General features: G+C 76.5%; 22 protein-coding genes. 13 read left to right on the top strand and 9 right to left on the bottom strand.

What is annotated here, in order from left to right:
• The first annotated feature begins 194 nt into the window (after window positions 1-194).
• Genes PH190_RS01405 through PH190_RS01395 form a run of 3 tightly spaced genes read left to right on the top strand, consistent with a single transcriptional unit; the run spans window position 195 to window position 2,614 of the window.
• Window positions 195-443, top strand: coding sequence for a hypothetical protein (locus PH190_RS01405; RefSeq protein WP_274229720.1), 249 nt, complete (start codon window positions 195-197; stop codon window positions 441-443).
• The gene (locus tag PH190_RS01400) at window positions 440-1,114 is read left to right on the top strand and encodes a DUF5134 domain-containing protein (protein WP_274229719.1); all 675 of its coding nucleotides are present in this window, start codon (window positions 440-442) and stop codon (window positions 1,112-1,114) included. The genes PH190_RS01405 and PH190_RS01400 overlap by 4 nt, the downstream gene beginning before the upstream one ends.
• A 27-nt stretch (window positions 1,115-1,141) precedes the next feature.
• On the top strand, window positions 1,142-2,614 hold the full coding sequence (locus tag PH190_RS01395) for a PepSY-associated TM helix domain-containing protein (RefSeq protein ID WP_274229718.1): 1,473 nt from the start codon (window positions 1,142-1,144) through the stop codon (window positions 2,612-2,614).
• On the opposite strand, the gene PH190_RS01390 is transcribed toward PH190_RS01395, so the two are convergent.
• The gene (locus PH190_RS01390) at window positions 2,602-3,411 is read right to left on the bottom strand and encodes a class I SAM-dependent methyltransferase (protein WP_274229717.1); all 810 of its coding nucleotides are present in this window, start codon (window positions 3,409-3,411) and stop codon (window positions 2,602-2,604) included. The genes PH190_RS01395 and PH190_RS01390 overlap by 13 nt on opposite strands.
• 137 nt (window positions 3,412-3,548) lie before the next feature.
• Between PH190_RS01390 and PH190_RS01385 the strand changes: the two genes are divergently transcribed.
• The 4 genes from PH190_RS01385 (at window position 3,549) to PH190_RS01370 (ending at window position 6,911) form a co-directional block, all read left to right on the top strand.
• Window positions 3,549-4,916 (top strand): UDP-glucose dehydrogenase family protein, encoded by a 1,368-nt coding sequence (locus PH190_RS01385; protein ID WP_274229716.1) that lies wholly within the window; start codon window positions 3,549-3,551, stop codon window positions 4,914-4,916.
• A 104-nt stretch (window positions 4,917-5,020) separates the two neighbouring features.
• Window positions 5,021-5,494 carry an SRPBCC family protein gene (locus PH190_RS01380; RefSeq protein WP_274229715.1) on the top strand — a complete coding sequence of 158 codons (474 nt, stop codon included), beginning with the start codon at window positions 5,021-5,023 and terminating at the stop codon, window positions 5,492-5,494.
• A gap of 46 nt (window positions 5,495-5,540) precedes the next feature.
• Window positions 5,541-6,344: a DUF1990 family protein gene (locus tag PH190_RS01375; RefSeq protein WP_274229714.1), complete on the top strand. Its 804-nt coding sequence runs from the start codon at window positions 5,541-5,543 to the stop codon at window positions 6,342-6,344.
• A gap of 198 nt (window positions 6,345-6,542) precedes the next feature.
• On the top strand, window positions 6,543-6,911 hold the full coding sequence (locus PH190_RS01370) for a hypothetical protein (RefSeq protein ID WP_274229713.1): 369 nt from the start codon (window positions 6,543-6,545) through the stop codon (window positions 6,909-6,911).
• Window positions 6,912-6,971: 60 nt separating this feature from the next.
• Here the strand turns inward: PH190_RS01370 and PH190_RS01365 are convergent, their stop codons facing one another.
• Together PH190_RS01365 and PH190_RS01360 are read right to left on the bottom strand one after the other, a co-directional pair.
• On the bottom strand, window positions 6,972-7,901 hold the full coding sequence (locus PH190_RS01365) for an endonuclease/exonuclease/phosphatase family protein (RefSeq protein ID WP_274229712.1): 930 nt from the start codon (window positions 7,899-7,901) through the stop codon (window positions 6,972-6,974).
• A 62-nt stretch (window positions 7,902-7,963) separates the two neighbouring features.
• The gene (locus tag PH190_RS01360) at window positions 7,964-9,691 is read right to left on the bottom strand and encodes a heparin lyase I family protein (protein ID WP_274229711.1); all 1,728 of its coding nucleotides are present in this window, start codon (window positions 9,689-9,691) and stop codon (window positions 7,964-7,966) included.
• Window positions 9,692-10,292: 601 nt separating this feature from the next.
• On the opposite strand from PH190_RS01360, the gene PH190_RS01355 reads away from it, so the two are divergent.
• Window positions 10,293-11,207, top strand: coding sequence for a hypothetical protein (locus PH190_RS01355; protein WP_274229710.1), 915 nt, complete (start codon window positions 10,293-10,295; stop codon window positions 11,205-11,207).
• A gap of 120 nt (window positions 11,208-11,327) precedes the next feature.
• Here PH190_RS01355 and PH190_RS01350 read toward each other — a convergent pair whose 3' ends face one another.
• The gene (locus PH190_RS01350) at window positions 11,328-12,830 is read right to left on the bottom strand and encodes a phospholipase effector Tle1 domain-containing protein (protein ID WP_274229709.1); all 1,503 of its coding nucleotides are present in this window, start codon (window positions 12,828-12,830) and stop codon (window positions 11,328-11,330) included.
• Window positions 12,831-12,948: 118 nt separating this feature from the next.
• Between PH190_RS01350 and PH190_RS01345 the strand changes: the two genes are divergently transcribed.
• Entirely contained in the window at window positions 12,949-14,970 is a 2,022-nt protein-coding gene (locus PH190_RS01345) for an acyltransferase family protein (protein WP_274229708.1), read from the top strand.
• 3 nt (window positions 14,971-14,973) lie between these two features.
• On the opposite strand, the gene PH190_RS01340 is transcribed toward PH190_RS01345, so the two are convergent.
• A complete protein-coding gene (locus tag PH190_RS01340; RefSeq protein WP_274229707.1) occupies window positions 14,974-15,165 on the bottom strand; it encodes a hypothetical protein in 192 nt (63 codons plus the stop codon).
• Between the two features lie 202 nt (window positions 15,166-15,367).
• Between PH190_RS01340 and PH190_RS01335 the strand changes: the two genes are divergently transcribed.
• On the top strand, window positions 15,368-15,529 hold the full coding sequence (locus PH190_RS01335) for a hypothetical protein (protein ID WP_274229706.1): 162 nt from the start codon (window positions 15,368-15,370) through the stop codon (window positions 15,527-15,529).
• Window positions 15,530-15,584: 55 nt separating this feature from the next.
• Here the strand turns inward: PH190_RS01335 and PH190_RS01330 are convergent, their stop codons facing one another.
• Window positions 15,585-16,229 carry a hypothetical protein gene (locus PH190_RS01330; protein ID WP_274229705.1) on the bottom strand — a complete coding sequence of 215 codons (645 nt, stop codon included), beginning with the start codon at window positions 16,227-16,229 and terminating at the stop codon, window positions 15,585-15,587.
• A 258-nt stretch (window positions 16,230-16,487) separates the two neighbouring features.
• Between PH190_RS01330 and PH190_RS01325 the strand changes: the two genes are divergently transcribed.
• Window positions 16,488-16,850 carry a VOC family protein gene (locus PH190_RS01325; RefSeq protein WP_274229704.1) on the top strand — a complete coding sequence of 121 codons (363 nt, stop codon included), beginning with the start codon at window positions 16,488-16,490 and terminating at the stop codon, window positions 16,848-16,850.
• Between the two features lie 15 nt (window positions 16,851-16,865).
• On the opposite strand, the gene PH190_RS01320 is transcribed toward PH190_RS01325, so the two are convergent.
• Window positions 16,866-17,375, bottom strand: a complete 510-nt coding sequence (locus PH190_RS01320; RefSeq protein ID WP_274229703.1) for a mycothiol transferase — start codon at window positions 17,373-17,375, stop codon at window positions 16,866-16,868.
• Between the two features lie 24 nt (window positions 17,376-17,399).
• Window positions 17,400-18,896, bottom strand: coding sequence for a class F sortase (locus PH190_RS01315; RefSeq protein ID WP_274229702.1), 1,497 nt, complete (start codon window positions 18,894-18,896; stop codon window positions 17,400-17,402).
• A 617-nt stretch (window positions 18,897-19,513) separates the two neighbouring features.
• Here PH190_RS01315 and PH190_RS01310 point away from each other — a divergent pair.
• On the top strand, window positions 19,514-19,738 hold the full coding sequence (locus PH190_RS01310) for a hypothetical protein (RefSeq protein ID WP_274229701.1): 225 nt from the start codon (window positions 19,514-19,516) through the stop codon (window positions 19,736-19,738).
• Window positions 19,739-19,742: 4 nt separating this feature from the next.
• On the opposite strand, the gene PH190_RS01305 is transcribed toward PH190_RS01310, so the two are convergent.
• A complete protein-coding gene (locus PH190_RS01305) occupies window positions 19,743-20,129 on the bottom strand; it encodes a hypothetical protein (protein WP_274229700.1) in 387 nt (128 codons plus the stop codon).
• A gap of 157 nt (window positions 20,130-20,286) precedes the next feature.
• On the opposite strand from PH190_RS01305, the gene PH190_RS01300 reads away from it, so the two are divergent.
• Window positions 20,287-20,952 (top strand): hypothetical protein, encoded by a 666-nt coding sequence (locus tag PH190_RS01300; protein ID WP_274229699.1) that lies wholly within the window; start codon window positions 20,287-20,289, stop codon window positions 20,950-20,952.
• The last annotated feature ends 588 nt before the right edge of the window (window positions 20,953-21,540 follow it).

Genomic DNA, 21,540 nt, shown 5'->3' with positions numbered 1-21,540 from the left:
CCTGAGAAGGAAGCGGCTCCTGCCTGAGAACGCTGCGCCGTCCGGGCACACCGGCCTCCGGCGGCGGGGCGAGCGGTGTGCGGCCGAAACAGATGGTCGTACCGTCGCCGCTGCTCACCGCCATCCCGGCCGCCGGGACAGCCGCCGAGGCAGCCGCACAGACAGCCGCCCAGACAGCCACCGAGAGGACCGCCATGACGGACCCCACGACGGACACCGGCCCGCTGCCGACGAGCGGCCTGCAGCACGTCGCGACCTTCTGCGGCCAGTGCTCGTGCGGCTGCCCCGAGCTCTACCTCGACCCGGCCGCTGACGACGACCGCCGCGTGGTGATCACCGACGACTTCGGCGCCGCGATCCGCATGAGCCTGGTACAGCTCGCCGTCATCGTCGACGACGCCCGCCACGGCGTCCTCGACGGCCTGCTGGCGGACGCCCGGTGAGCATCCCCGCCCCGCTGACCGGCCTGCTCGCCGCCGTCTTCGCCGCGGCCGCCGCGCTGTGCGTCGTGAGCCTGTGGCGCCGCCGCGCCCGCCACGAGCGCGCCACCGCGGCCGCCGAGGCCAACCACGTGGTCATGAGCGTCGGGATGGTGCTCATGGTGCTGCCGGCGACGATGGACGTCGTGCCGCCGGCGGCGGGCGCCGTGGCGTTCGGGGTCGTGGGCCTGGCCTGGGGCGTGCGGCTCGTGGCGCTGCGCGCGCGGGGCCGGGCGCTCGGCTCGGCGATCGGCGCAGACCGCTGCGCCGCGCACCCCACCCACCTGCTGCTGTCGAACGCGGCGATGGTCGTCATGTACGCGCTCATGGTCCCGAGCGGCGGCGCGGCGGCCGGCGGTCACGCCGGGCACGCGGGCCACGGGGGCGCGGCGGCGGGCGCGACCCCGCTCGCGCTCCAGGCCGTCGGGGTCGCCCTGGCCCTCTACCTGCTCGTGCACACGGCGCTGACCGTGGCGGTGCTGGTGCGCTCGTCGCCGGCGGTGGTCGCCGTCGGGGGCGGCGGCCCGGCGGGTCCGATGGCCCGCGTCGGGCGGGTGGTCGACGCCCCCGCCGTCCAGCTCGGTTGCCAGGCCGTCACCGGGGCGGGGATGGCCCTCATGCTCCTGCTGCACTGACCCCGGCCCCCTCCCCGGAAGGCCGCCGTGACCATCGACGACCAGCCCGCCCCGACCCGTGCCCCCGCACCGGCGCGGCCCGGCACCTGGGCGCTGCTGCGCCCGCTCGTGCTGCGCGTGCACTTCTGGGGCGGGGTGCTCGTCGGGCCGTTCCTGCTGGTCGCGGCCCTGACCGGGTTCGTCTACACCCTCATGCCCTCGCTCGAGCCGGTGGTCTACCGCCACGAGCTGACGGTGCCCGCGTCCGACGCGCGGGTGCCGCTGGCCGACCAGGTCCGCGTCGGGATGGACGCCATGCCGGGCACCGCGCTGCGCTCCGTGCGCCCCGGCCCGACGCCGATCGACACCACCCAGGTCATCGCGAACGACCCCGCGCTGCCCGAGTCGTCCTCCCGCACCGCGTTCGTCGACCCGCACACCGGCGACCTGCGCGGCGTGCTCGAGACCTACGGATCCGGGCAGGCGATGCCGCTGCGCGCGTGGGTCGACCAGCTGCACCGCAACCTGCACCTCGGCGACGCCGGCCGGCTCTACACCGAGCTCGCCGCGTCCTGGCTGTGGGTGCTCGTGCTCGCCGGGCTGGCGCTCTGGGTCGGGCTCGTCCGGCGCCGCCGCCGCGAGCGGGCGAGCGCCCTGCTCGTTCCGCGCGTCGCCGGCGGACGGCGGGCGCGGCTGCTGTCGTGGCACGCCGTCGTCGGGCTGTGGGCCGCGCTCGGGCTGCTGTTCCTCTCGGCCACCGGGCTGACGTGGTCGACCTACGCCGGCGAGAACGTCGGCGCCCTGCGCGCCCAGCTGTCCTGGGCGACCCCGGAGCCCGCCAATGCCCTGCCCGGCGCGACGGCCGCGGGCCACGAGGTGGGGGCGCACAGCCACCACGCCGAGCCCGCACCGACCGCCGCACCGACCACCGCACCGACCACCGCACCGACCGCCGACGCACCGCCCGGGTCGTTCGACCTCGCCGCCCGGGTCGCCGCCGACGCGGGCCTCGACGGGCTGATCGAGATCTCGCCGGGCGACGGGCCGGGGTCGGCGACCACCGTCACGCAGATCGACCGCACCTGGCCCGAGGAGCACGACGCCATCGCCCTCGACCCGGCGACCGGGCAGGTCACCGACGTCGTGCGGTTCGCCGACTGGCCGCTGGCCGCCCGGCTCGCCACGTACGGGATCGACGCGCACATGGGCTACCTGTTCGGGGTCGCCAACCAGGTGGTCCTGGGCGTGCTCGCGCTCGGGCTGGCGTGCGTGGTCGTGTGGGGCTGGGTGCTGTGGTTCCGGCGCGGGCCGGGACGCCGCCCGGGCCACGTGCCGGCCGACGGCGTCCTGCGCTCGCTGCCGCGCGGGCTGCTCGCGGGCGTCGTCGCGGTGACCGTCGTGGTCGGCCTGCTGGTCCCGCTGCTCGGCGCGAGCCTGCTCGCGTTCCTGCTGCTCGAGACCCTCCTCGACCGGCGGCGGACGGGCGCGCCCACCGGGAGCCGGGAGCCTCAGAAGACGTAGCGGTGCAGGCGCATCGCGTCGCGGACGCCGGGCAGGAGGTCGAACGCCCGGTACAGCGCGTGCCAGGCCCCGGAGGTGACCTCGGCGCCCAGCGCGGTGATCGTCTCGTCGTCGAGCTCGCGCAGAAGGGGGTGCCGACGGCGGAAGTCGGCGCCGTCGAAGCCCCACGCGAAGCGGGCCCCGAGCTCGCGGAACCCCGGCGTGACGTTGGCGACCGGCAGCGTCCACCCCGCGACCGCGTCGAAGGCGAGCACGCCGGAGGCGCACCGGTCGAGCAGGCGGTCGACGACCCCGTGGACGTCGTCCGGCTCGAGGTACATGAACAGGCCCTCGGCCAGCGCCAGCGTCGGGCGGTCGGGGTCGACGCGGTCCCACCAGGACGGGTCGGCCGCGGAGGCCCCGATCACCTCCACGCCGTCGGGCAGGTCGTAGACGCGCCGGCGCAGGCCGGCGACGTCGGGCAGGTCGACGTCGATCCACCGCGACCCGGCCGGCCGCGTCACCCGCAGCGGGCGGCTGTCGAGCCCGCAGCCCAGGTGCAGCACCTGCCCGTCCGGGTGCTCGCCGAGGAACGCCACCGTCCACTCGTCGAGGCGGCGCGCGCGGGCGCAGATGGTGACGGTGTCCGAGGAGAAGCGCCCGAGCCGGTAGGGGTCGTGCTGCACGCGGGCGAGCACGTCGCCCGCGAAGCGGTCCCCGAGCACCGGGTGGGCGGAGCGGGCGTCGCGGTCGCGGAGGTAGAGCGTCATGAGCAGGGTGGCCTCCGACCCGCGGAGGTCGACCGGTTCGGGCGCCATGCCGCGAGCGTCCCAGCGATCCCGGACCGCCGCCCCGGGGTGACGCGCCTGACCACGCGGACGGGCGCGCAGCGTCATCTGGCAACGTGTCCGGCGACGACGAGACTTCTCGACCCGAGGACTACAGGGGGAGCGCCGTGTTCACGCGTCGGGTGGCGGTGGTGGGGACCGGTTACGTCGGTCTGACGACGGGGGCGTGTCTGGCGTCGTTGGGCCACCAGGTGGTGTGCGCGGACATCGACACCGCGAAGGTGGAGCGGCTGCGACGGGGTGTGGTGGACATCCTGGAGCCGGGCCTGTCGGAGCTGGTGGCCGAGCAGGTGACCGCGGGCCGGCTGTCGTTCGTGGTGGGCGCGTCGAGTGCCGTGTCCGGGTTCGCCGACGGCGGGGACGCCGGTTCTCACGCCGAGGTGGTGTTCCTGTGCCTGCCCACGCCGATGGGGGTGGGCGGGGTGGCCGATCTGCGCGCGGTGGAGGCGGTGGTCGAGGAGACCCGTGAGCTGCTGGCGCCGGGCACGGTGGTGGTGAACAAGTCGACGGTGCCGGTGGGGACGGCGTCGCGGACCGCGGAGCTGCTCGACCGCGCGGACGTGGCGGTGGTGTCGAACCCGGAGTTCCTGCGTGAGGGCTCGGCGGTGCACGACTTCCTCAACCCGGACCGGATCGTGGTGGGGTGCGACACCGCGGAGGCCGCGGAGCGGGTGGCGGCGCTGTACGCGCGGCTGGGGGCGCCGACGGTGCTGACCGACGCGTCGTCGTCGGAGCTGATGAAGTACGCGGCGAACTGCTTCCTGGCGATGAAGCTGTCCTACGTCAACGCGATGGCCGAGCTGTGCGAGCGGGTGGGCGCGGACATCGGGGACGTGACCGAGGCGATCGGGTACGACCGGCGGATCGGGCAGGCGTTCCTGTCGCCGGGTCCGGGGTGGGGCGGGTCGTGCCTGCCCAAGGACACCCACGCGCTGCTGCAGGTGGCCGACGCGGCGGACTTCGAGTTCCGGTTGCTGCGCGCGACGATCGACACCAACACCCGTCAGCAGAGCCGGATCGTGGACAAGGTGCGCCAGGCGGTGACGGGCCGGCGGACCGGGTCGTTGACGCGGGTGCGGCTGGGTCTGCTGGGGCTGACGTTCAAGGCCGGCACCGACGACCTGCGTGACTCGCCGGCGCTGGCGATCGCGGCGCTGCTGCGCCAGGCCGGGGCGGACCTGGTCGGCTACGACCCGGCGCTGGTCGGTGACCCGGGCAACCCGGACAAGCCGGCGCGCAGCGAGGTGGACGGGGTGCCGCTGGTGGCCGATCCGCTCGAGGCCGCGCAGGGCGCCGAGGCGGTGGTGGTGCTCACCGAGTGGCCGGTGTTCCGGACCCTGGACTGGACCGCGATGGCCGGGGTGATGAAGCAGCCGATCGTGGTCGACACCCGCAACCTGCTCGACTCGGCCACCCTGCGCCGCGCCGGCCTCACCGGCATCGGGCTGGGCCGCCGCGAGACCGGCGCCGCCTGAGACCCACCCGGGCCTGGCCCTCCGGCGAGGCCCCGCTTACCGTGGGTGGACGTCGGGGCGGCCGTGCACGCGGGCGTCGGGGAGTCTCATCGGAGAGGCGAGCCATGCGCTGCGAGATCGCGGTCGACATCGAGTCCTGCCCGGACCACGTCTGGGCCGTCGTCACCGACGTCACCCGCTGGCCGCGGTGGACGACGGCCGTGCGCGAGGCGGCCCTGCTCGGCGGCGGCGCGCTCGCCTACGACGGTGTCCTGCGGCTGCGCGCCCCCCGGCTGCCCGAGCGGACCTGGCGCGTCGCCGAGTACCAGGCGCGCCGGCACCGGTTCGCGCTGCGCAGCGAGGGCGTCGGCGGGCACGCGCAGGTGCGCTTCACGCTCACCCCGGCGGGCGACGCGCGCTGCCGGCTCGTCGTCACCCACGAGCGGGCCGGCTGGCTCGGCTCGCCGATGGCCCGCCTGACCGCCCGCACGGTGGCCGGGCACCTGCAGACCCTCGCGGCCGACCTCAAGGCCCACTGCGAGACCCGCCGCGGCGGGCGCACCGACGCGTCACCCGCCCGGGCCTCCTCGGCGTCCTGAGGCACATCTCGGAGAGGACCGCGCCGTCCCGGGGTACGCGGTGCCCATGGCGTCCCCCGCTGCGCACACGGCGTCCCCCGACCTCGCCCTCGGCACCTCGGCCTGGATCCCCGGGCCGCGCCAGGTGCTCCGCGAGGCGATGATGCTCACGCGCCTGCCGCGCGGGGTCGCGGGCGTGCTGTGGCGCTGCGTGCGCCCCGACGCCGCCGTGCACGTCATCGACGAGGCCGGCGACCACCGCGACCTCCCGCCCGCCCTCACCGACGCCACCGAGCGCGACCAGCCACTCGAGCAGGGCTACGGCCCGGCGCTGCACCGCGAGTTCCGGGTGCACGTCATCGGCGCCCGGCGCAGCGCCGCCGAGCTGATCGACGCGCTCGGGCGGGACATGAACCGCGCCGTGGTCCCCGGCGTCGCCCGCTTCGACTACGTCGCGGCGAGCGGGGCGATGACGGTCGGGGAGGAGCTCGTCGTGCGGATGCCCGGGCCGTGGGACGGACCGGTGCGGGTGCTGCGCCGCGACGCCACCTCGTTCCGGCTCGGCACGCTCGTCGGGCACCTCGAGGCGGGCCAGATCGAGTTCGGCGCCCGCGACCTCGACGACGGGCTCGAGTTCGGCATCACGACCTGGGCGCGCGCCGGTGACCCGGTCGCCGACGTCCTCTACAGCCGCCTCGGCCTCGCCAAGCAGATCCAGTACCTGCTGTGGGTCGAGTTCTGCGTCCGGTCCGCGGCGCTCGCGGGCGGCCGCACCCCCGGCGGGGTGACCGTGCGGACACGCACCGTCGCCTGGCCCGACCAGATCCCCCGGGTGGGGACCGCGGCCGAGGATTTCCCGGAGACCGTGTAACGACCGACCGGGTCCGGACGACATCCCGGGTGCCCCGCGCGGCCACCGGACCCCCGACCCGGTGGCCCGCGGGGCTCTTCGCGTTCCGGACCCCGTCCGTGGCCGCGCCCGCCCGGGTCGTGTGACGGGCGAGGTCGGCAGGACACGCGGGGTGTCCGTGACACCGTGCGGTCCCTCGACGGGCTTACCCTCTCCCGCGTGGACGACGACGCGCGGGTGACGACGATGGTCGTCGGTCTGCTCATCGCGTTGTGCGCCCTCCTGCTCGCCAAGTGGCTCGCGGTGGTCGCCCTCGCCGCGCTCGTGCTCCTCGCCGTGCTGCGCCTCGCGCTGCGACGGGTCTGGCGCGGGGTCCGCGCCCGCCGGGCCGGGCCGGCCGACCCGGCGGCGCCGACCGCCCCCGCCACGGGCGAGCGCCTCGCCGCCGTCCCCGCGCCCGTCACCCGCATCCCGGGACCGACCTGCTCCTGGTGCGGCCTCGTCGGCGGCCACCACGACCTGCGCGGGCGCCCCGTGCGCCCCCGCCACGCCCACGCGCTGCCCGCCCCGGAGCGCCACGCCTCCTAGGTGCCTGCGGCAGGTGAGCAGAAAGAAGTGCTCCAGCACTTCTTTCTGCTCACGAGCGCGTCAGCGCACCAGCCGGACCAGCAGGGCGCGGTGGTCAGTGCCCGGCACGTCGAGCACCGCGACGTCGCGGGCACGGGGACCGTGGCGGGTGAGCACGTGGTCGATCTGGGCGCCCAGCGCCCGGGGCGCGCCGGCGGGCCACGTGCCGGTGAGCGACGCCCCGCGCTCGGTCGCGGCGTCCGCGCAGCCCGCGGTGCCGGTGCGGAAGGCGGAGTGGTCGGGGGTCGCGTTGAGGTCGCCGACGACGAGGGCCGGCCCCGCGCCGGCGCACCAGCGCGCCAGCAGCGCGAGCTCTCCGGGCCAGTAGCCGATCCAGCGCGGGGTGATCGACACGACGTGCACCGCACCGAGCCGCACCGGCCCGAGGATCCCGCCGGTGACCTCGGCCCACGGGTAGCGGGTGTCGGTGGGGGAGCCGGGCGGGTCGGAGATCGTGCGGAACGCGACGTCGCCGGCCCGGGGCGCGGCGAGCACGGTGATCCCGCGGACGTCGAGGGCCCGCGCCGGCACGTTCGTCCACGACCGGTACTCCGGCACGAGCGCGGCGATCCGGGCGCGGAAGCGCTCGCCGGCCTCGGTCAGGACGACGAGGTCGGGGCGCTCGCGCCGGACCAGGGCGGCGACGGCGTCGACGTCGGCGAAGCCCTGGAACGCGTTGAGCGCGAGCACGGTCAGCGGGATGCCCCCGGCCGGGGGCTCGGGCGCGGCGACGGCGCGCGGCACGACGATCCCGGCCGCGAGGGCCACGACGACCGCCACGCCGGCGAGCGCCACCGCGCCGCCGGGGCGTCGCACGCCCGGCCGCCACCACCGGCGGAGCGCGAGCAGGACCAGCAGGGCCGCGACCAGCACCGTCAGCGCCGGACGCAGCGCCGCGAACACCGCGAACGGCAGGTGGTGGTCCAGGCGCACGCGGTCGGGCAGGAGCACCAGCGCGGCGAGCGCGACGGGGACCAGCGCGCGGGTCAGGGCCCGCCCGCCTCGCGCCGGCGTCAGTCGGTCGGGCGGCGGGGGCCGATGCCGCCGATGCCCTGCGCGTCACGCCCGACCTTGAGGTCGGTGACGATGATCGAGCCGCCCGCGCGGATGCCCGGGTCCCGGTACATCCCCATCTTCATGTACGCCTCGCGCGTGCTCATCGTGCCGTCGTTCGGCTGCCAGTTCGTGACGCCGGTCGGCTGCCCGTCGCGCCAGACGGTCACGCGGCCCTCGTCGGGGTCCATGGACCAGACGATGTTCATGGTCAGGTCGATCCGCTGACCCGGCGACACCGGACCGATGGCCTGCATGTCGTCACCGTTGCTGACCATGTAGAGCTGGCCCCGACTGACCTGCAGGGCCATCGGCGGCGAGCCGTTCGGCGAGGTGTGGTGCCACTGCAGGATGACCTGCCAGCTGCCCGTGTCGGTGGGGAAGTCGTCGGAGAGCTGGGCGGTGTACCGGATGAACTGCTCCTGGCCGACCACCGGCTCCGTACCCGGGCCCTGCGGCAGGACCTCGCTGCGCTTCCCGCCCGGCCCGAGCGAGAACTGCCAGGCCTCGCGGTTCGGGTCGTCGGGGTTCGCGACGATCCGCGGCTTGGGCCCGTCCTCGACGAGTCCGTCGTCGGCGCTGTTGTCGAAGAGGTCCTCGAACGCGCCGGCCGCGGCGTCGAACAGCGCGCCGACGACGGGGGCGGGTCCCTCGGGCGTCGGCGCCGTGGTCACCGCGGGCGGCGCGACGGGCAGGAGCGAGGGCGGCACCGCGACGGGCGCCGGGGGCAGCACCCGGGCGAAGAGCCCGGCCGGCGACGCGGCCGCGGGGGCGGGCTCGTCGAGCGTCGTGGGCAGGGGCGCGCCGGGGGTGGTCAGCGCGACCAGCGCCGCGACCCCACCGGCCCCCACGAGCCCGATCGTCGCGCGCAGGGGCACGCCCGTGCGGCGCTTGCGGGTGGCGCGGTGGTCGGGGGCGGTGTCCTCCGCCGCGTGCGTGGGGGCGCCGGCGTCCGGCCCGGGGATGCGCGTGACCGATGCGGCGCCGGTGGCGGCCGAGGTGACGGTGGTGGCCTTGGTGGCGGTGGCCTTGGTGGCGGTGGCCTTGGTGGCGGTGGCCTTGGTGGCGCCGGTCGCCGGCGTGCGGCGGGCGTGGCGCGAGGTCGGGGCCGCGACGTGGGTGGTGGGGGCCTCGGTGGGCCGCGCCGGAGCCGCTGGGACCTCGCCGGGCTCGGGCGCGGCGTGACGGCCCGTGCTGGGCCCGGTGACGACGGCGGCGGTCGCGGCCGTGTCGGGCGCCGGGGTCGCGGGGATCGGTCCCGAGGCCGTGGTCGGTCCCGACGTCGGAGTCGGTCCCGACGTCGGAGTCGGTCCCGACGTCGGAGTCGGTCCCGAGGCCGGGGCGGGGACTCGGGCCGAGGCCGGCCCCGTGGCGATCGGGCCGGTCGGGGCGTCGGCGAGCGCCCTGGTGAACGCGTCGCGGTCGAAGCCGCCGGTCGCGTCCGTGGCCCGGTGACGGCTGGGGCCCCTGGTGCCGGCGGTGCTCGTCGGGACGGCGAAGGGCGCCGTGCCGGGGGCGCGGCGGTGCCGGGCCCGGGCGCTCTCGGCCCCGTGGTGGGTGGCCGTCTCGGGGGTCGCCGTGTCGGGGGTCGCGCCGGGCACGCGGAGACCGCGTCGGGCACGATGGCTGCGGACCGGACGCCGCCCGTCGCCGGGCGAGGTGTCGGCGTGGCTGGCCACGTCGGTCATCGAGGGCGTCTCCCGGGTCGGTCCGGACGGGGTGACCCGTCGCGCGGCCGTGCAGATCGTGCTCGTCCACGGACAGCGTGTCACCCGACCGTGATCCTGGCGTGCTTCCGAGCGTGTCCTTGGGCCGAACGGCGTGCCCCTCGCGGCGGATGGCTGCTCCATCCTGCCCGTTCCTCGCCGCCACGCAGCGTCCGACCCCCTCGCGCGACACGGCCGACCGCGTGACGCAGCGGAACCGACCGGTCGCGGTGCGTCCCACCTGCGCGATCGCCGCGACCGCGCCGTTCGTCCGGGCTGTGTCGCGGCGCGATCACAGGACGGTGTCGGCACGGCGTCGACGACCGGTCCGATGGGCGGCGGGTACCGCCGGCGGGGGTCAGCGTCGTGGGCCGTTCGGCGCGCGCCCCGTGCGGGTCGTCGCCGCGCGGGCGTCCGGGACACCGGAGATGAGGGGACCGTGTGCCCGGCCACCGGCGGGGCTCGTCCGATCGGGGGAGCCGGACGGCCGGTCGTCGCGTCCCGTCGGCGCGTGGGCGGTGACGCCCTCAGGGTTTCTCAGGTTCGCGGTGCGTGGCCGTGCGCATCCCTAGCGTTCCCGCCGATGCGTACGACGACCACGCCGGAGCGCCCCGCCACGGGGTCCTCTCCGCGCGCCACGAGTGTCCCCGCGGGCCGTGACGGCGCCGGACTCCTGCGGATCGGTCTCCACCTGCTGCTGGCCGCGCTGCCGCTGCTCGCGATCTCCGCCCACGTCTTCGGGCTCATCACGATGCAGATGTCGGCCGGCATCCTCGTCATCCCGCTCGCCACGGCCGTCGTCGCCCTGACGGTCCTGGCCCCGCACACCGGGGACCGCGTCGTCGCGGACGGCATGATCTGGGGCATCGTCGGGTGCGCGATCTACGACGGCTTCCGCCTCACCACCGTGCACGTCTTCGGCTGGTGGGCGGACTTCATCCCCACCATGGGCACCTGGATCACCGGGAACCCGGACGACCTGACCGCCGGCGCGGTGGTCGGCTACCTCTGGCGCTACGTCGGCGACGGCGGCGGCATCGGGATCACGTTCTTCGCGCTGGCCTGCGCGTTCGGCCTGCAGCGCTGGTCGCGCCGGGCGGTGGTCGCGGCGTCGATCGCGTTCTCGGTCTTCCCGGTGTGGGCGGGCCTCATGGGCACGGTCGCGATCGCCCCGCGCGGTCAGACGATGATGTTCCCGCTGACCTGGGTGACCATCACGCTCTCGCTCATCGGCCACCTGATCTTCGGCTTGATCATGGGCCTCGGTTTCCACCGCTCCCGCTCCGTGCGCCAGTCGTGGCCGTGGGAGCCGCTGACCGGCGACCTGCCGGCGCTCCCGGCCGGGATCACGGGCCGCCAGCCGGCACTGCCCACCCCGCGGGCCCCGCACACCCCGCCCGCGGGCCAGAACCTCGACCCGGACACCTGGGAGCTCTGGCGCCGCCAGCTCGAGGCGAACACCGCCTCACGCCGCTCCCACCGCGTGAAGGTGCGCTAGCACCCGCCACGCCCCCACGGACCCCGCTCCCCGGCGCCGCGCGGCCCCGGCCCGAATCCCCCGACGGGCCGGGGCCGCCGCGGAGCGGTGCCCGCCCCGGCACCTGGAGGACGACAGCGCTCAGCTGACGCGGGCCACCTGGAGGGCGACGGCGCCCCCGTTCGAGCCGTAGCCGGTCCAGGCGTCGTTGGCGAAGGCGTAGAGGTAGCCGCCGCGCGCCGTCGCCAGCTCGCGCTGCCCGGTGGGGCCGATCGGCAGGGTCGTGCCCTCGCGGACCGTGCCGTCGAGGTCGACGAGGTCGTCGGCCACCGCCGCGACGAGCTCGAGCCACGCCGCCTCGGGCACCCGGCGGCTGCCGACGACGTCGCTGCGCGGGTTGCCCGTCACGCGCTCGACGAGCCGGCGGACGCCGTCGAGCACCGTCCCGACCGTGTACGATGGCCACGACACGACCGGCCAGGGCGAGGCGCCGGTGCCCGGCGACGCGGCGCCGTGGTCGGTCCAGCGGCCCACGACCGTGAGCGCGTAGCGGCCGGGCTCGAGGTAGAGGCCGGTCTCGACCCACGGCTCGTCGGCGTCGACGGCCACCTCGGCGGCCTCGCCGACCGCGAGCACGCGCCCGGGGCGGTAGGGCGGGTCGAGGTCGCACGCCCGGCGCGCCACCGCCGAGGCGCTGACGTCCGGCGCGCCGGGCGCGATGCGCGGCACCGCGCGCGGGCGCGGGCTGAGCAGGCGCCACACGCCGTCGACGCCGTCGTCCAGCGGCGCGCAGGGGTCCCCGACCGGCAGGGGTGGCGCGCCCGCGTCCCAGCGCGGGGCGACCGTCGCGTCGAGCTGGTCGATCATCCAGCGCAGCGCGCCGTCCGACAGCCCGGTCGCCGGCTTCCCGCCGCCGACGTCGCCGTGCCCGCCCGGGAACCACACCTGCGCGAACGACGCGTGCCGCCCCGGCGGCGGGGTCGGCCACACCGAGGGCACGTACGGGCCGCGACGCTCGTCGGCGGCGAGCGCCTGCCGGGCGTGGCGGACGTCGGGGGCGAGCTCGAGGTCGTGGAAGGCGGCGATCTCGCGGCCGACGAGGCCCGAGAGCAGGCCGAACGTGCGCGGGACGCCCAGCGCGCCGACCGTGTCCCAGACGCCGAGGAACGCGATCGGCGCCGGGTCGTCGGGGGCGAAGCCGGGGTGGAAGGTCAGGCCGGCGCCGGTGAGGTCGCCCTTGGCCCGGTAGCCCTCGGCGAACACGCGCTCCACGATCGCCGTGCGCTCCGCGTCGTCCTGCCCCGTGGTGAACGCCACGAGGCCGCACTGCGCGAGCATCCCGACCGTGCTGCGCACCGTGAACGCGCCGCGCGAGAACCCGAGGAACACCAGCTCGTCGCCGGGACGGAAGGTCTCGGCGAGCCAGCGGTAGACCTCGCGGACCGCCTCCGGGAGCCCCGCACCGAACGCGCCGTCGATCACGCGGCCGATCGGGTCGCCGTCCGCCCCGAGGCCCTCGAAGTAGCGTGGGACCTGGTCCTCGGTGGCGGCGAGGCGGTCGAAGAGACGGCCCACGTTCGTCCGGTCGGTGGCGGTGTTCCAGGTGCCGTCGCAGCAGACGACGAGGCGCCGCGTCACGCTCACCCGATCAGTGTCCCGCGATCATGCCCACGGACGGGCGACGGCCCGGCGTCGGCGCGGCGCACCCCGTGCGGGACCCTGGGGCACCGGGTGAGGACGATCGACGGGAGGACCGGCAGCGGTGGTGGACAGCGGGACGACGACCGCCGCGTCGGGCACCCGGACCCGCAGCGCGCGCCGTCCGGAGATCGAGGGACTGCGCGGTCTCGCCGCCCTCCTGGTCGTCGTCTACCACGTGTGGGTCGGGCGTGTCTCCGGCGGCGTCGACGTGTTCTTCCTGCTCTCGGGCTTCTTCGTGCTCGGGATGACGGCGCGCACCGCCATCCGCGGCGAGCGCGTCGACGTCACGGGCACCTGGACGCGGCTGTTCTGGCGCCTCGTGCCGACCGCCGGCCTGGTCCTCGTCACGAGCGCCGTCGCGGCCGCCGCGCTGCTCCCGCCGTCGACGTGGGCACGCAATCTGCGCGAGCTCCTCGCCTCGGTGTTCTTCGTCGAGAACTGGCGGCTCGCCACCGACGCCGTCGACTACTACGCCGACCACGGCACCGCGAGCATCGCCCAGCACTTCTGGTCGCTGTCGATCCAGGCGCAGTTCACGCTGCTCGCCCCGCTGCTCGTGCTGCTGGTGGCGTGGTGGGCGCGGTCGCGGGCCCTGGACGTCCGCGCCGCCCTGCTCACCGCGTTCTCCGCGACGGTCGTGGTGTCGTTCGTGCACTCGGTGGTCGCGACGGCGTCCGACCAGGCGTTCGCGTACTTCGACCTGCGCACCCGGCTCTGGGAGTTCGCGCTCGGTGGGGTGCTGGCGCTCGTATTCGACGGGGTGCGGCTCGGTGCGCGCGCCCGCGCGGTGCTCGGGTGGGCCGGGGTCGTCGGGCTCGTGAGCTGCGGCGCGGTGCTCGACGTCGGCGCCGGGTTCCCGGGCTACCTGGCGCTGTGGCCGGTGCTCTCGGCCGCCGCGGTGATCGTCGCCGGACGGGCGGGCGCCGGCGAGCGCCTGCTGACGACGCCGACCGCGCAGTACCTCGGCCGGATCAGCTACCCGCTCTACCTGTGGCACTGGCCGGTGCTGGTCCTGGCGCTCGGGCTCTCCGCGTCGCCGACGCCGGGCGTGGTCGGCGGGCTGGTGGTCGTCGCGGTCTCGGTCGGGCTCGCGGTCGCCACCCACCACCTCGTCGAGGCGCCCCTGCGGACGGTGACCCTGCCGCGGGCCGCCGGGCGCGCGGGCCTCGCGATCGCGGCGTTCCTGGCCCCGGCGCTGGTCGCGCTCGGCGTGTGGGCGGCGGTGGCCGCCACCGACGCCGCCGCGCCGCTCGCCGTCGGCGACCCCGCACACCCGGGCGCGGCGGCGCTGGCGGCCGACGCGGCCCCGGCCGCCGAGATCGTCCCGGCCGTCCAGCCGTCCACCGCGCGGGTGCAGGACGACTGGGCCGACTACCGCGACGGGTGCGGGCCGGTCGGCGAGTCGCCGGCGCTGGAGGAGTGCGTCCCGGTCCGCGCCGACGGGGAGCCGCAGCGGCGGATCGTGCTGCTCGGCGACTCGCACATGCAGCAGCTGCTGCCCGCGCTCGAGCCGGTGGCCCGGGAGCGCGGGTGGGAGGTCCGGACGCTCGTGCGCGCCCGCTGCCCGTTCGGGACGACGTCGGAGACCGACCCGGGCGACGCGATGTGCCTCGACCGCAACGCCGCCGCGATCGAGCACCTCGCCGCCGACCCGCCCGACGCGGTCCTCGTCAGCGCCACGCGCGACGTGCGCGCCGGGCTGACCGAGCAGACCCCCGACGGCTTCGTCGCCGGCTGGCGGGAGCTCGACGACCGCGGCATCCCGGTCGTCGCCGTCCGCGACAACCCGCGGTTCGACCACCGCCCGTCCGAGTGCTTCGAGGCCTACGGTCGCGGCGCGCCGGAGTGCGACATCCCGCGCGCCGAGCTGCTCGCCGCCGACCCGCCGTACGCGCTGCGCGACGACGTGCCCGCGGGCGTCGCGTTCCTCGACCTCAGCGACGAGATCTGCACGCCGACCGCCTGCCCGCCGGAGGTCGGGAACGTGCTGGTCTACCTCGACGACAACCACCTGTCGGCGTCGTACGCGCGCACGATGTCGCCGGCGGTCGCCGAGCGGCTGCCGGCGCTGCTGGGCTGGTAGGGGCTACCCCGACGGCTCGTCGGCGGACTCGGCGAGGCCCTGCTGGTCGGGCTCGAGGTCGACGTCGAAGGCCGGGTCGACCTCGTCGGGGTCGGCGTCGGGAGCGGCGTCGTCGGTCGGCTCGGGGCGGGTCATGCCCTCCTCGCGGTCGACGTGCTGGAGGTCGGTCTCGTCCGGCGTCTGCTCGCTGTCCATCACCGACCCGTACCCCCGATCCGGCGCCCCGACGCGGTCGCCGTGTCACGAGCACGTGACGGCGCCGAGGTTGCGTCCGGAGGCGCCCCCGGGCCCGTGACGTGGACGACGCAGCGTGACCGGCAACCGCCGACGCGTCCACCCGTCTGGATCCACGAGCGCGGGGCGTCCCCGGCGCTCGGTGGAGAAGGAGAGCTCGGGAATGTTCGTCATCGTGGCCGTGGTGATCGTCGGCGTGATCTTCGTTTGCGGCGCCCTGCTGGGCGTCAGCGTGGCCCAGAACCAGGCCGCCGACCGGGCTCGCCGCACCCAGCGCGACCGCCACATCTCGGCCGTCCGCACCGAGTCGCTGATCTCGCACTAGCCATCCCTACGTGCGTGATCTTCTGAGCTGTAGCTCAGAAGATCACGCACGTGGGTCAGGACGAGCAGGTGCTCGCGATCGTGCCGGCGACGCGGTCCGTGACGAGGTTCCAGTCCTCGGCGGCGACCGGGTCGGTGCGCAGCCAGGCGACGACGTCGTCGACGCCCGCGGCGTAGGCCCGCTGCTCGGCGGAGCCCTCGCCGTAGGTCGCGGCGAGGGCGTCCTCGCGGCCGGTGATCACGCCCGCCCACTGCCCGCTGGGGGTGCGCCCGAGCGTGGTGATCGTGTCGTCGATGGCGTCGGCGACCACGTGTGCGCACTGGCCGGCGACGGCCGGCGCGGCGGGGGTGGGCGCGCTCGTGCCCGGCGCGCTGGCCGTGGAGGTGCGCACGGCGTCGACGAGGCCGGGGAGCTGGGCGCCCATGCCGACCAGGGCCACCGCGACGCCCGCGACGGCCACCGTCAGCGGCGCCCGGGTGGCGGCGCGGCGGCGGCGCGGCGCCCGGACCGCGGGCGCGGCGGGGACGGCGTGCGGCGGGGTCGGGATGCCGGTCACCGGGTCGGGCCGGTACGCGGTCGGCGGTGGGTAGCCGAGGCCGGCGGGCGGGGCGTCCGGCGGGACGGTGTGACGCGCGGGGGCGAGGAGCGCCACGGCGGGCCGCGACGACGCGTGGTCCTCGCGCCGGTGGTGCTGCCCCATGATCAACCCCCGAACGGCCTAGTCGTCAGCGGCCGTGTGGACGCTGTGTGAGCGGTGTCGCAGGAGCCGCCCTCGTCGTTAGCACTCAGGCCGTCCCGAGACCGGGGTTCACCACGTCGGGTGACGGAGAAACGGGACGAGGAGGAGGAACTCCGGGGGCCGATCGGCCGCTGATCCCGTGGTCGTGCCTGACACACCCTGACAGGAACGGGTCCTAGCGTTCGTTGCGTCCGCTCCCGCCGAGACCCGGAGACCGCGATGACAGCAGCGGCGACGACGCTCGCGATGATCAACCTCGACGGCCCCGACCCCCGCGCCCAGGCGGCCTTCTACGGCGCGCTCCTGGGCTGGTCGACCGTCCACGCCGAGGACGAGTACGCGATGATCGCGGGCGAGGGCGCGCCGATCGGCTTCGGCCGCGTGCCGGGCTGGTCGGCGCCGCCGTGGCCCGACCCCGAGGGCGTCAAGCGCTACCACCTCGACCTCGCCGTCGACGACCTCGACGCCGCCGTCGCCCGGGCCCAGGAGCTGGGCGCCACGGTGCCCGAGCACCAGCCCGGTGGGCGGTGGCGGGTGCTCCTCGACCCCGTCGGGCACCCGTTCTGCCTGTGCCCGCGGTAGCCTCGTGCCGGGTCGTCAGCGGCGGCGCACCAGCCCGGCGAGGTAGGCGGCCTGCCCGGCGTGCTGGATGTCGTCGTCGACGACGCTGATCAGCCGCACCCCGCGGGTGACCGGCGGGTCCCAGGCGTCGTCGATGACCTCGTCGAGGTCGGCCTCGGACAGCGTCCGCAGGTAGGTGACGGTGCGCTCGTGCACGGCGTCGAGGTAGCCGGTGAGCAGGGCCGGGTCGTCGACGCGCACCGACGCGACCTGCTCGGAGGTGTGCCCGAAGCCGATCGAGGCGTCGTCGAGCGGCAGGTCGAAGCGGCGCGCCCACCCGCCGGCGGTCCACACCTGCTCGCTGCCGGCGAGGTCGGCGACGTGGTCGTCCTGCACCCGCGTGAGGTGCCAGACCAGCCAGGCGATGGGGTTGGCGTCGTCGTCCGGGCGCCACGACAGCTCCTCGGCACCCAGACCGTCGACCGCGCGGTGCGCGTCGTCCTGCGCCCGCCCGAAGGCGTCGACGAGCACGTCGATGGCGTCCACGGTGATCTCTCCTGACCCGCCCGGCTAGCGCGCCGAGGCGAAGACGACGACGTTGTCCTGGTACGACAGCGTGCCCTCGTCGAACGGTCCGCCGCACGTCAGCAGCCGCAGCTGGGGCGTGGTCGCGGGCCCGTAGACGCGGTCGGAGGGCAGGGTGTCCTTCGGGAAGTACTCGACGCTGTCGACGGCGTAGCGCGCCGTCTCGCCGTCGGAGCGCGGTACCTCGATGACGTCGCCGGGGCGCAGCCGGTCGAGCTGGGCGAACACGGCCGGGCCGCGGCGGGTGTCGACGTGGCCGGTGAACACCGCGGGGCCGGGGTCGCCGGGCACCGCGCTCGCGGTGTACCAGCCGACCTGGCCGAAGTCGGTGGGCACCTGCAGGGCGCCGCGGTAGTCGATGCGCAGGTCGGCGAGGTTCACCGCGGCCAGCCCGACCGCCGGGATCGACATGCCGGTCGGCCGCAGGCCCTCGGGCGCCGCGAGCGCCGCGGCCAGCGGCATCCGCGGTGCCGGCGGGACCTCGGGGTCGTCGGAGAAGAGCCCGGAGAGCCAGTCACCGACGGCCGAGAGCAGGGTCGGGGTCGCGAGCCCGCCGAGCCCGGCCTCGGTGCCGCCGCGGGGCACCGGCGGGACGCGGGGCGGGGTGGGCAGCGGGGCCTCGGGGTCGGGTGTGGGCCGCGGGGTGGGGGTCGCCGGGGACGCCGTCGGCTCGGTGCCGGGCCCGGGCACGCCGGCGACGGTCGCGGCGTCGGGGACGGCCGCCACGAGGATCTGGCCGTCGGGCTCGCGGGCGACGAACAGCGTGGTCACCCCGCTGTCGGGCAGCGTCACGGAGGTCTGGTTCGTCGACCCCAGCCGCGAGCGGATGTCGACCTCCCACTCCCGCGCGGGCACCGTGGCGTAGGGGGTGGTCGAGCCGTAGAAGAGGTCGCGGGCCAGCGGCGGGCCGCCGGTGAGGTCGACGTCGAGCGCGCCGACGCCGTTGGCACCCTGCACGACACGGACCTGGGCGGAGCCGGGCGCGGCCGGCGCGGTCTGGTCGTCGAGGACCTGCAGCTCGGGGGCACCCGAGGTCGGCGAGTCGACGAAGGCCGCGGTCTGCGCGGTCCCGGCGGACACCTCGACCGACACCTGCACCGCGGGCGGGCTGGTCGCGGGGGCACCCGCCGGGCGCGCGGTCAGCGTGTAGGTGCCGGCGGGCTCGGTGAGGTAGGGCGAGGTGCCCCGGTAGCCGACGCCCGGCGCGACCAGCGTCTCGTCCAGGTCGGGCCCGGAGACGTACATGTCCACCGACGGCGTCACCGGTGAGAGGTGGGCGATGCGCAGCATCCCGGTCGAGGTGTCGGCGGTGGCGGTGCGCACGCCGACGGTCACCGACACGGTGAGCGCGACGAGCACCACGGCGGCGAGCGCGATCCAGACCAGGGGCCGGCGCCACCGGCGGCGCTCGGCGGCCGGCGGCGTCCCGGGGGTCTGCGGGGGCGGGACGATCGCGGTCGGCGGGTCCTGCGGTGCAGGCACGGGGAGCTCCTCGACGGCTGAAGAACGGGGGGAGGGGGCGCGTCCATCCGGCGGCGCGGGCCGGGTCGGGGGTGCCGCCGGCGTCGGGGGCGCGGGCGTCGGAGATCGGGGGAGTCTGCGCCCGCGGGAACCGGCCGCGCCAGACCACGACGCCCCGGACCTGCACCGCGCGTCCCTCGAGCACCGAGACGGTGTCGGCGAGGCGGCCGGGGAGGGCGCGGCGGGTGTCGACCGCGACGATCGCCGCCCGCACCCCGACCTCGCGGATGCGGGCCAGCGCGTCCTCGTCGGCGCGGTGGCGGCGCAGGGCGTGGACGGCGGGCTCGTCACGGTCGCGGACCACGTCGGCGTCGAGGCGGGTGAGCACAGCGGGGCGTCGTCGCCGGGGTGCAGCACCGCGTGGGGCCCGTCGACGCGGGCGGCGGCGAGCAGCCACCGCCGGGCGCGGAGCGCGTCGGTCCACTCCCCACGGGGCACCCGCTCACCCTAACGGGTCACTGATCCGTTCGGAGCACTACTCGGGACGACCGGTCCCGGGTTCCTCGTGATCGTCACGGGCCGTCCTGCTCTGGGCGAACACCGCCCCGGTCCGCTCCCGCAGGGATCACGCTGGGGCCATGAGCTCCAGCCTGTACGTGGCCCTGCGCAGCGGCCACGAGCACACCGCCACCGGCCTCGACGACGACAGGGCCGCCGCCCTGCAAGCGCGCATCGTGGCCCACCTCGAGGCCCGCGAGTCCCACCCCGTGCTCGACCTCGGCGACGGCACCACGGTGCGCACCGACGCGGTCGTGATGACCCGGGTGCACGACGAGGGGCCGCGCACCGGGTTCGTGGGTTGAGCCCTCAGCGCGCGGGGCGCGGCGCCGGGATGCGCCGGAGGGCCGCGCGGCGGCGGGCGAGGAAGGTCGCCACGTGGCGCCGGGCGGTGCTCGGGGCCGGGTGGCGCGCGCCGAGGTCGTCGAGGACGAGGTCCCAGAGCACGGGCAGGTCCGGGTCGTCCCAGTCACGGCCGGCGAGGTCGACCAGCGACGGCGCGTCGAAGCCCGTGCCGACCCACTCGATGGCGAGCTCCACGACGTCCGCCGGGTCCCACACCATGCCCAGCACCTGGGCGGCGCGGGCCTCGGTCGGCGTCATGCCCCGCAGCGACGGCAGGGCGGCGAGGCCCAGCAGGCCGCGCAGGCCCCGTACGACGTCCGGTGGACGCTCGACGGTGACGATGCTGCTCATGGTGCCCCCCGGTGATCGATCCAGAATTGCGCTGCGTGCACGAGCCGCCCCCACGACTCACTCCTGGAGGTTAACGCGTCGATCTTGTGGCGGGTACGGTGACACTGGGCAATAGTTTCTGTGAACCCGTGGTTGACAGGCTCGGCATGCTGGCCGCGTGAACCTGGAGTTGTCACTGGAGCAGGCCGTCGCCGGCCGCGTCGCCGGGACGGCGGTCGCCGACCCCGGCGCCAAGCTCGACGACCGGGACGGCGAGCGCGCGGCGCGGCACCGGGCGCTGGCGGGTCTCGGCGCGGCCCTCGCGGTCGAGGCGGAGGCGCGCGACGCCGCGGCCGCCGTCGCCGCACGCCGGGCCGAGACGGCGGTGTGGCTCGGCGCGAGCCTCGCCGACCTCGGCGGGGTCACCGGCCGGTCGCGGCAGGCCGCCCGCAAGCGGTGGCCGGGGCTCGGCGCGGTGCACCGGCGTCGGCGCTGGCTCGGGAACCACGTCGAGGACGTCCTGTGGGCGGCGCGGCTCGTGCTCGACGCCGGGCTCGGGAGTCCCGAGCGTCGCGCCGCCCTCGCCGACGCCGTCGCCGCCGCCGAGGCGGCGTTCGCCCCCGGCGCGGAGCCCCGCGACCTCGAGGCCGCGGTCGGGCGCTGGCAGGCGTTCGACGCGCTCGTCGACCGCCACCTGCGCGGCCTCCTCGCCGAGGTGCCCGACGAGCCCCACGAGCCCGCCGACGGCGCGTCGCCGACCGTCGACCCCGGCTTCGCCGCCCACGGCGCCCGGGGCGTGCTGCGCTACTTCGACCACGCGGTGCACGCCGTCGACGAGGGCTGAGGTTCGCATCGCGCAGCGAAGGTCACCCTGGCTGCGCACCACGCAGCGGTGGTCACCCTTGCTCCCGTGGCGACCACGCGGTGCACGCCGTCGACGAGCCCTGAGGCCCAGCGCGCCGCGGAGCGAGGGACGCCCCGGCTGCGCACCACGCAGCGAACGTCACCTTCGCTGCGCCACCCCCGGCACCCTGGGGCCCGGCGCGCCGTGCAGCGAGGGACGCCCCGGCTGCGCACCAGGCAGCGAACGTCACCCTCGCTGCGCCACCCGGGCACCCAGGCGCCCGGCGCCAATGCGGAGCGAGGGACGCCCCGGCGGCGCACCAGGCAGCGAACGTCACCCTCGCTGCGCCACCCGGGCACCCAGCGGAGCCAGCCGCGGGACGAGGTGCCGACGGTCGTGTCCGGCGTGTCGGGTCCGGTTCCACCGAACGGGTCCGGCGCGTCGCCGATGGTCGCCGACCGTCACCGTTCGTCGAGCGCGTCACCCACGCCCGTCCCGCCCTCCCGGCGCCGGTCCCGACCGGACCGTCCCTCGACGACCGGGGGTGCCGCGCCGGACCCGGACGTGCGCGGCACTGCGCCGACCTGC

The sequence above is a fragment of the Actinomycetospora straminea genome, assembly GCF_028737255.1.
Lineage (GTDB): Bacteria > Actinomycetota > Actinomycetes > Mycobacteriales > Pseudonocardiaceae > Actinomycetospora > Actinomycetospora straminea.
The sequence above is the reverse complement of the archived record's forward strand: the minus strand, read 5'-3'. Positions and strand labels throughout refer to the sequence as shown.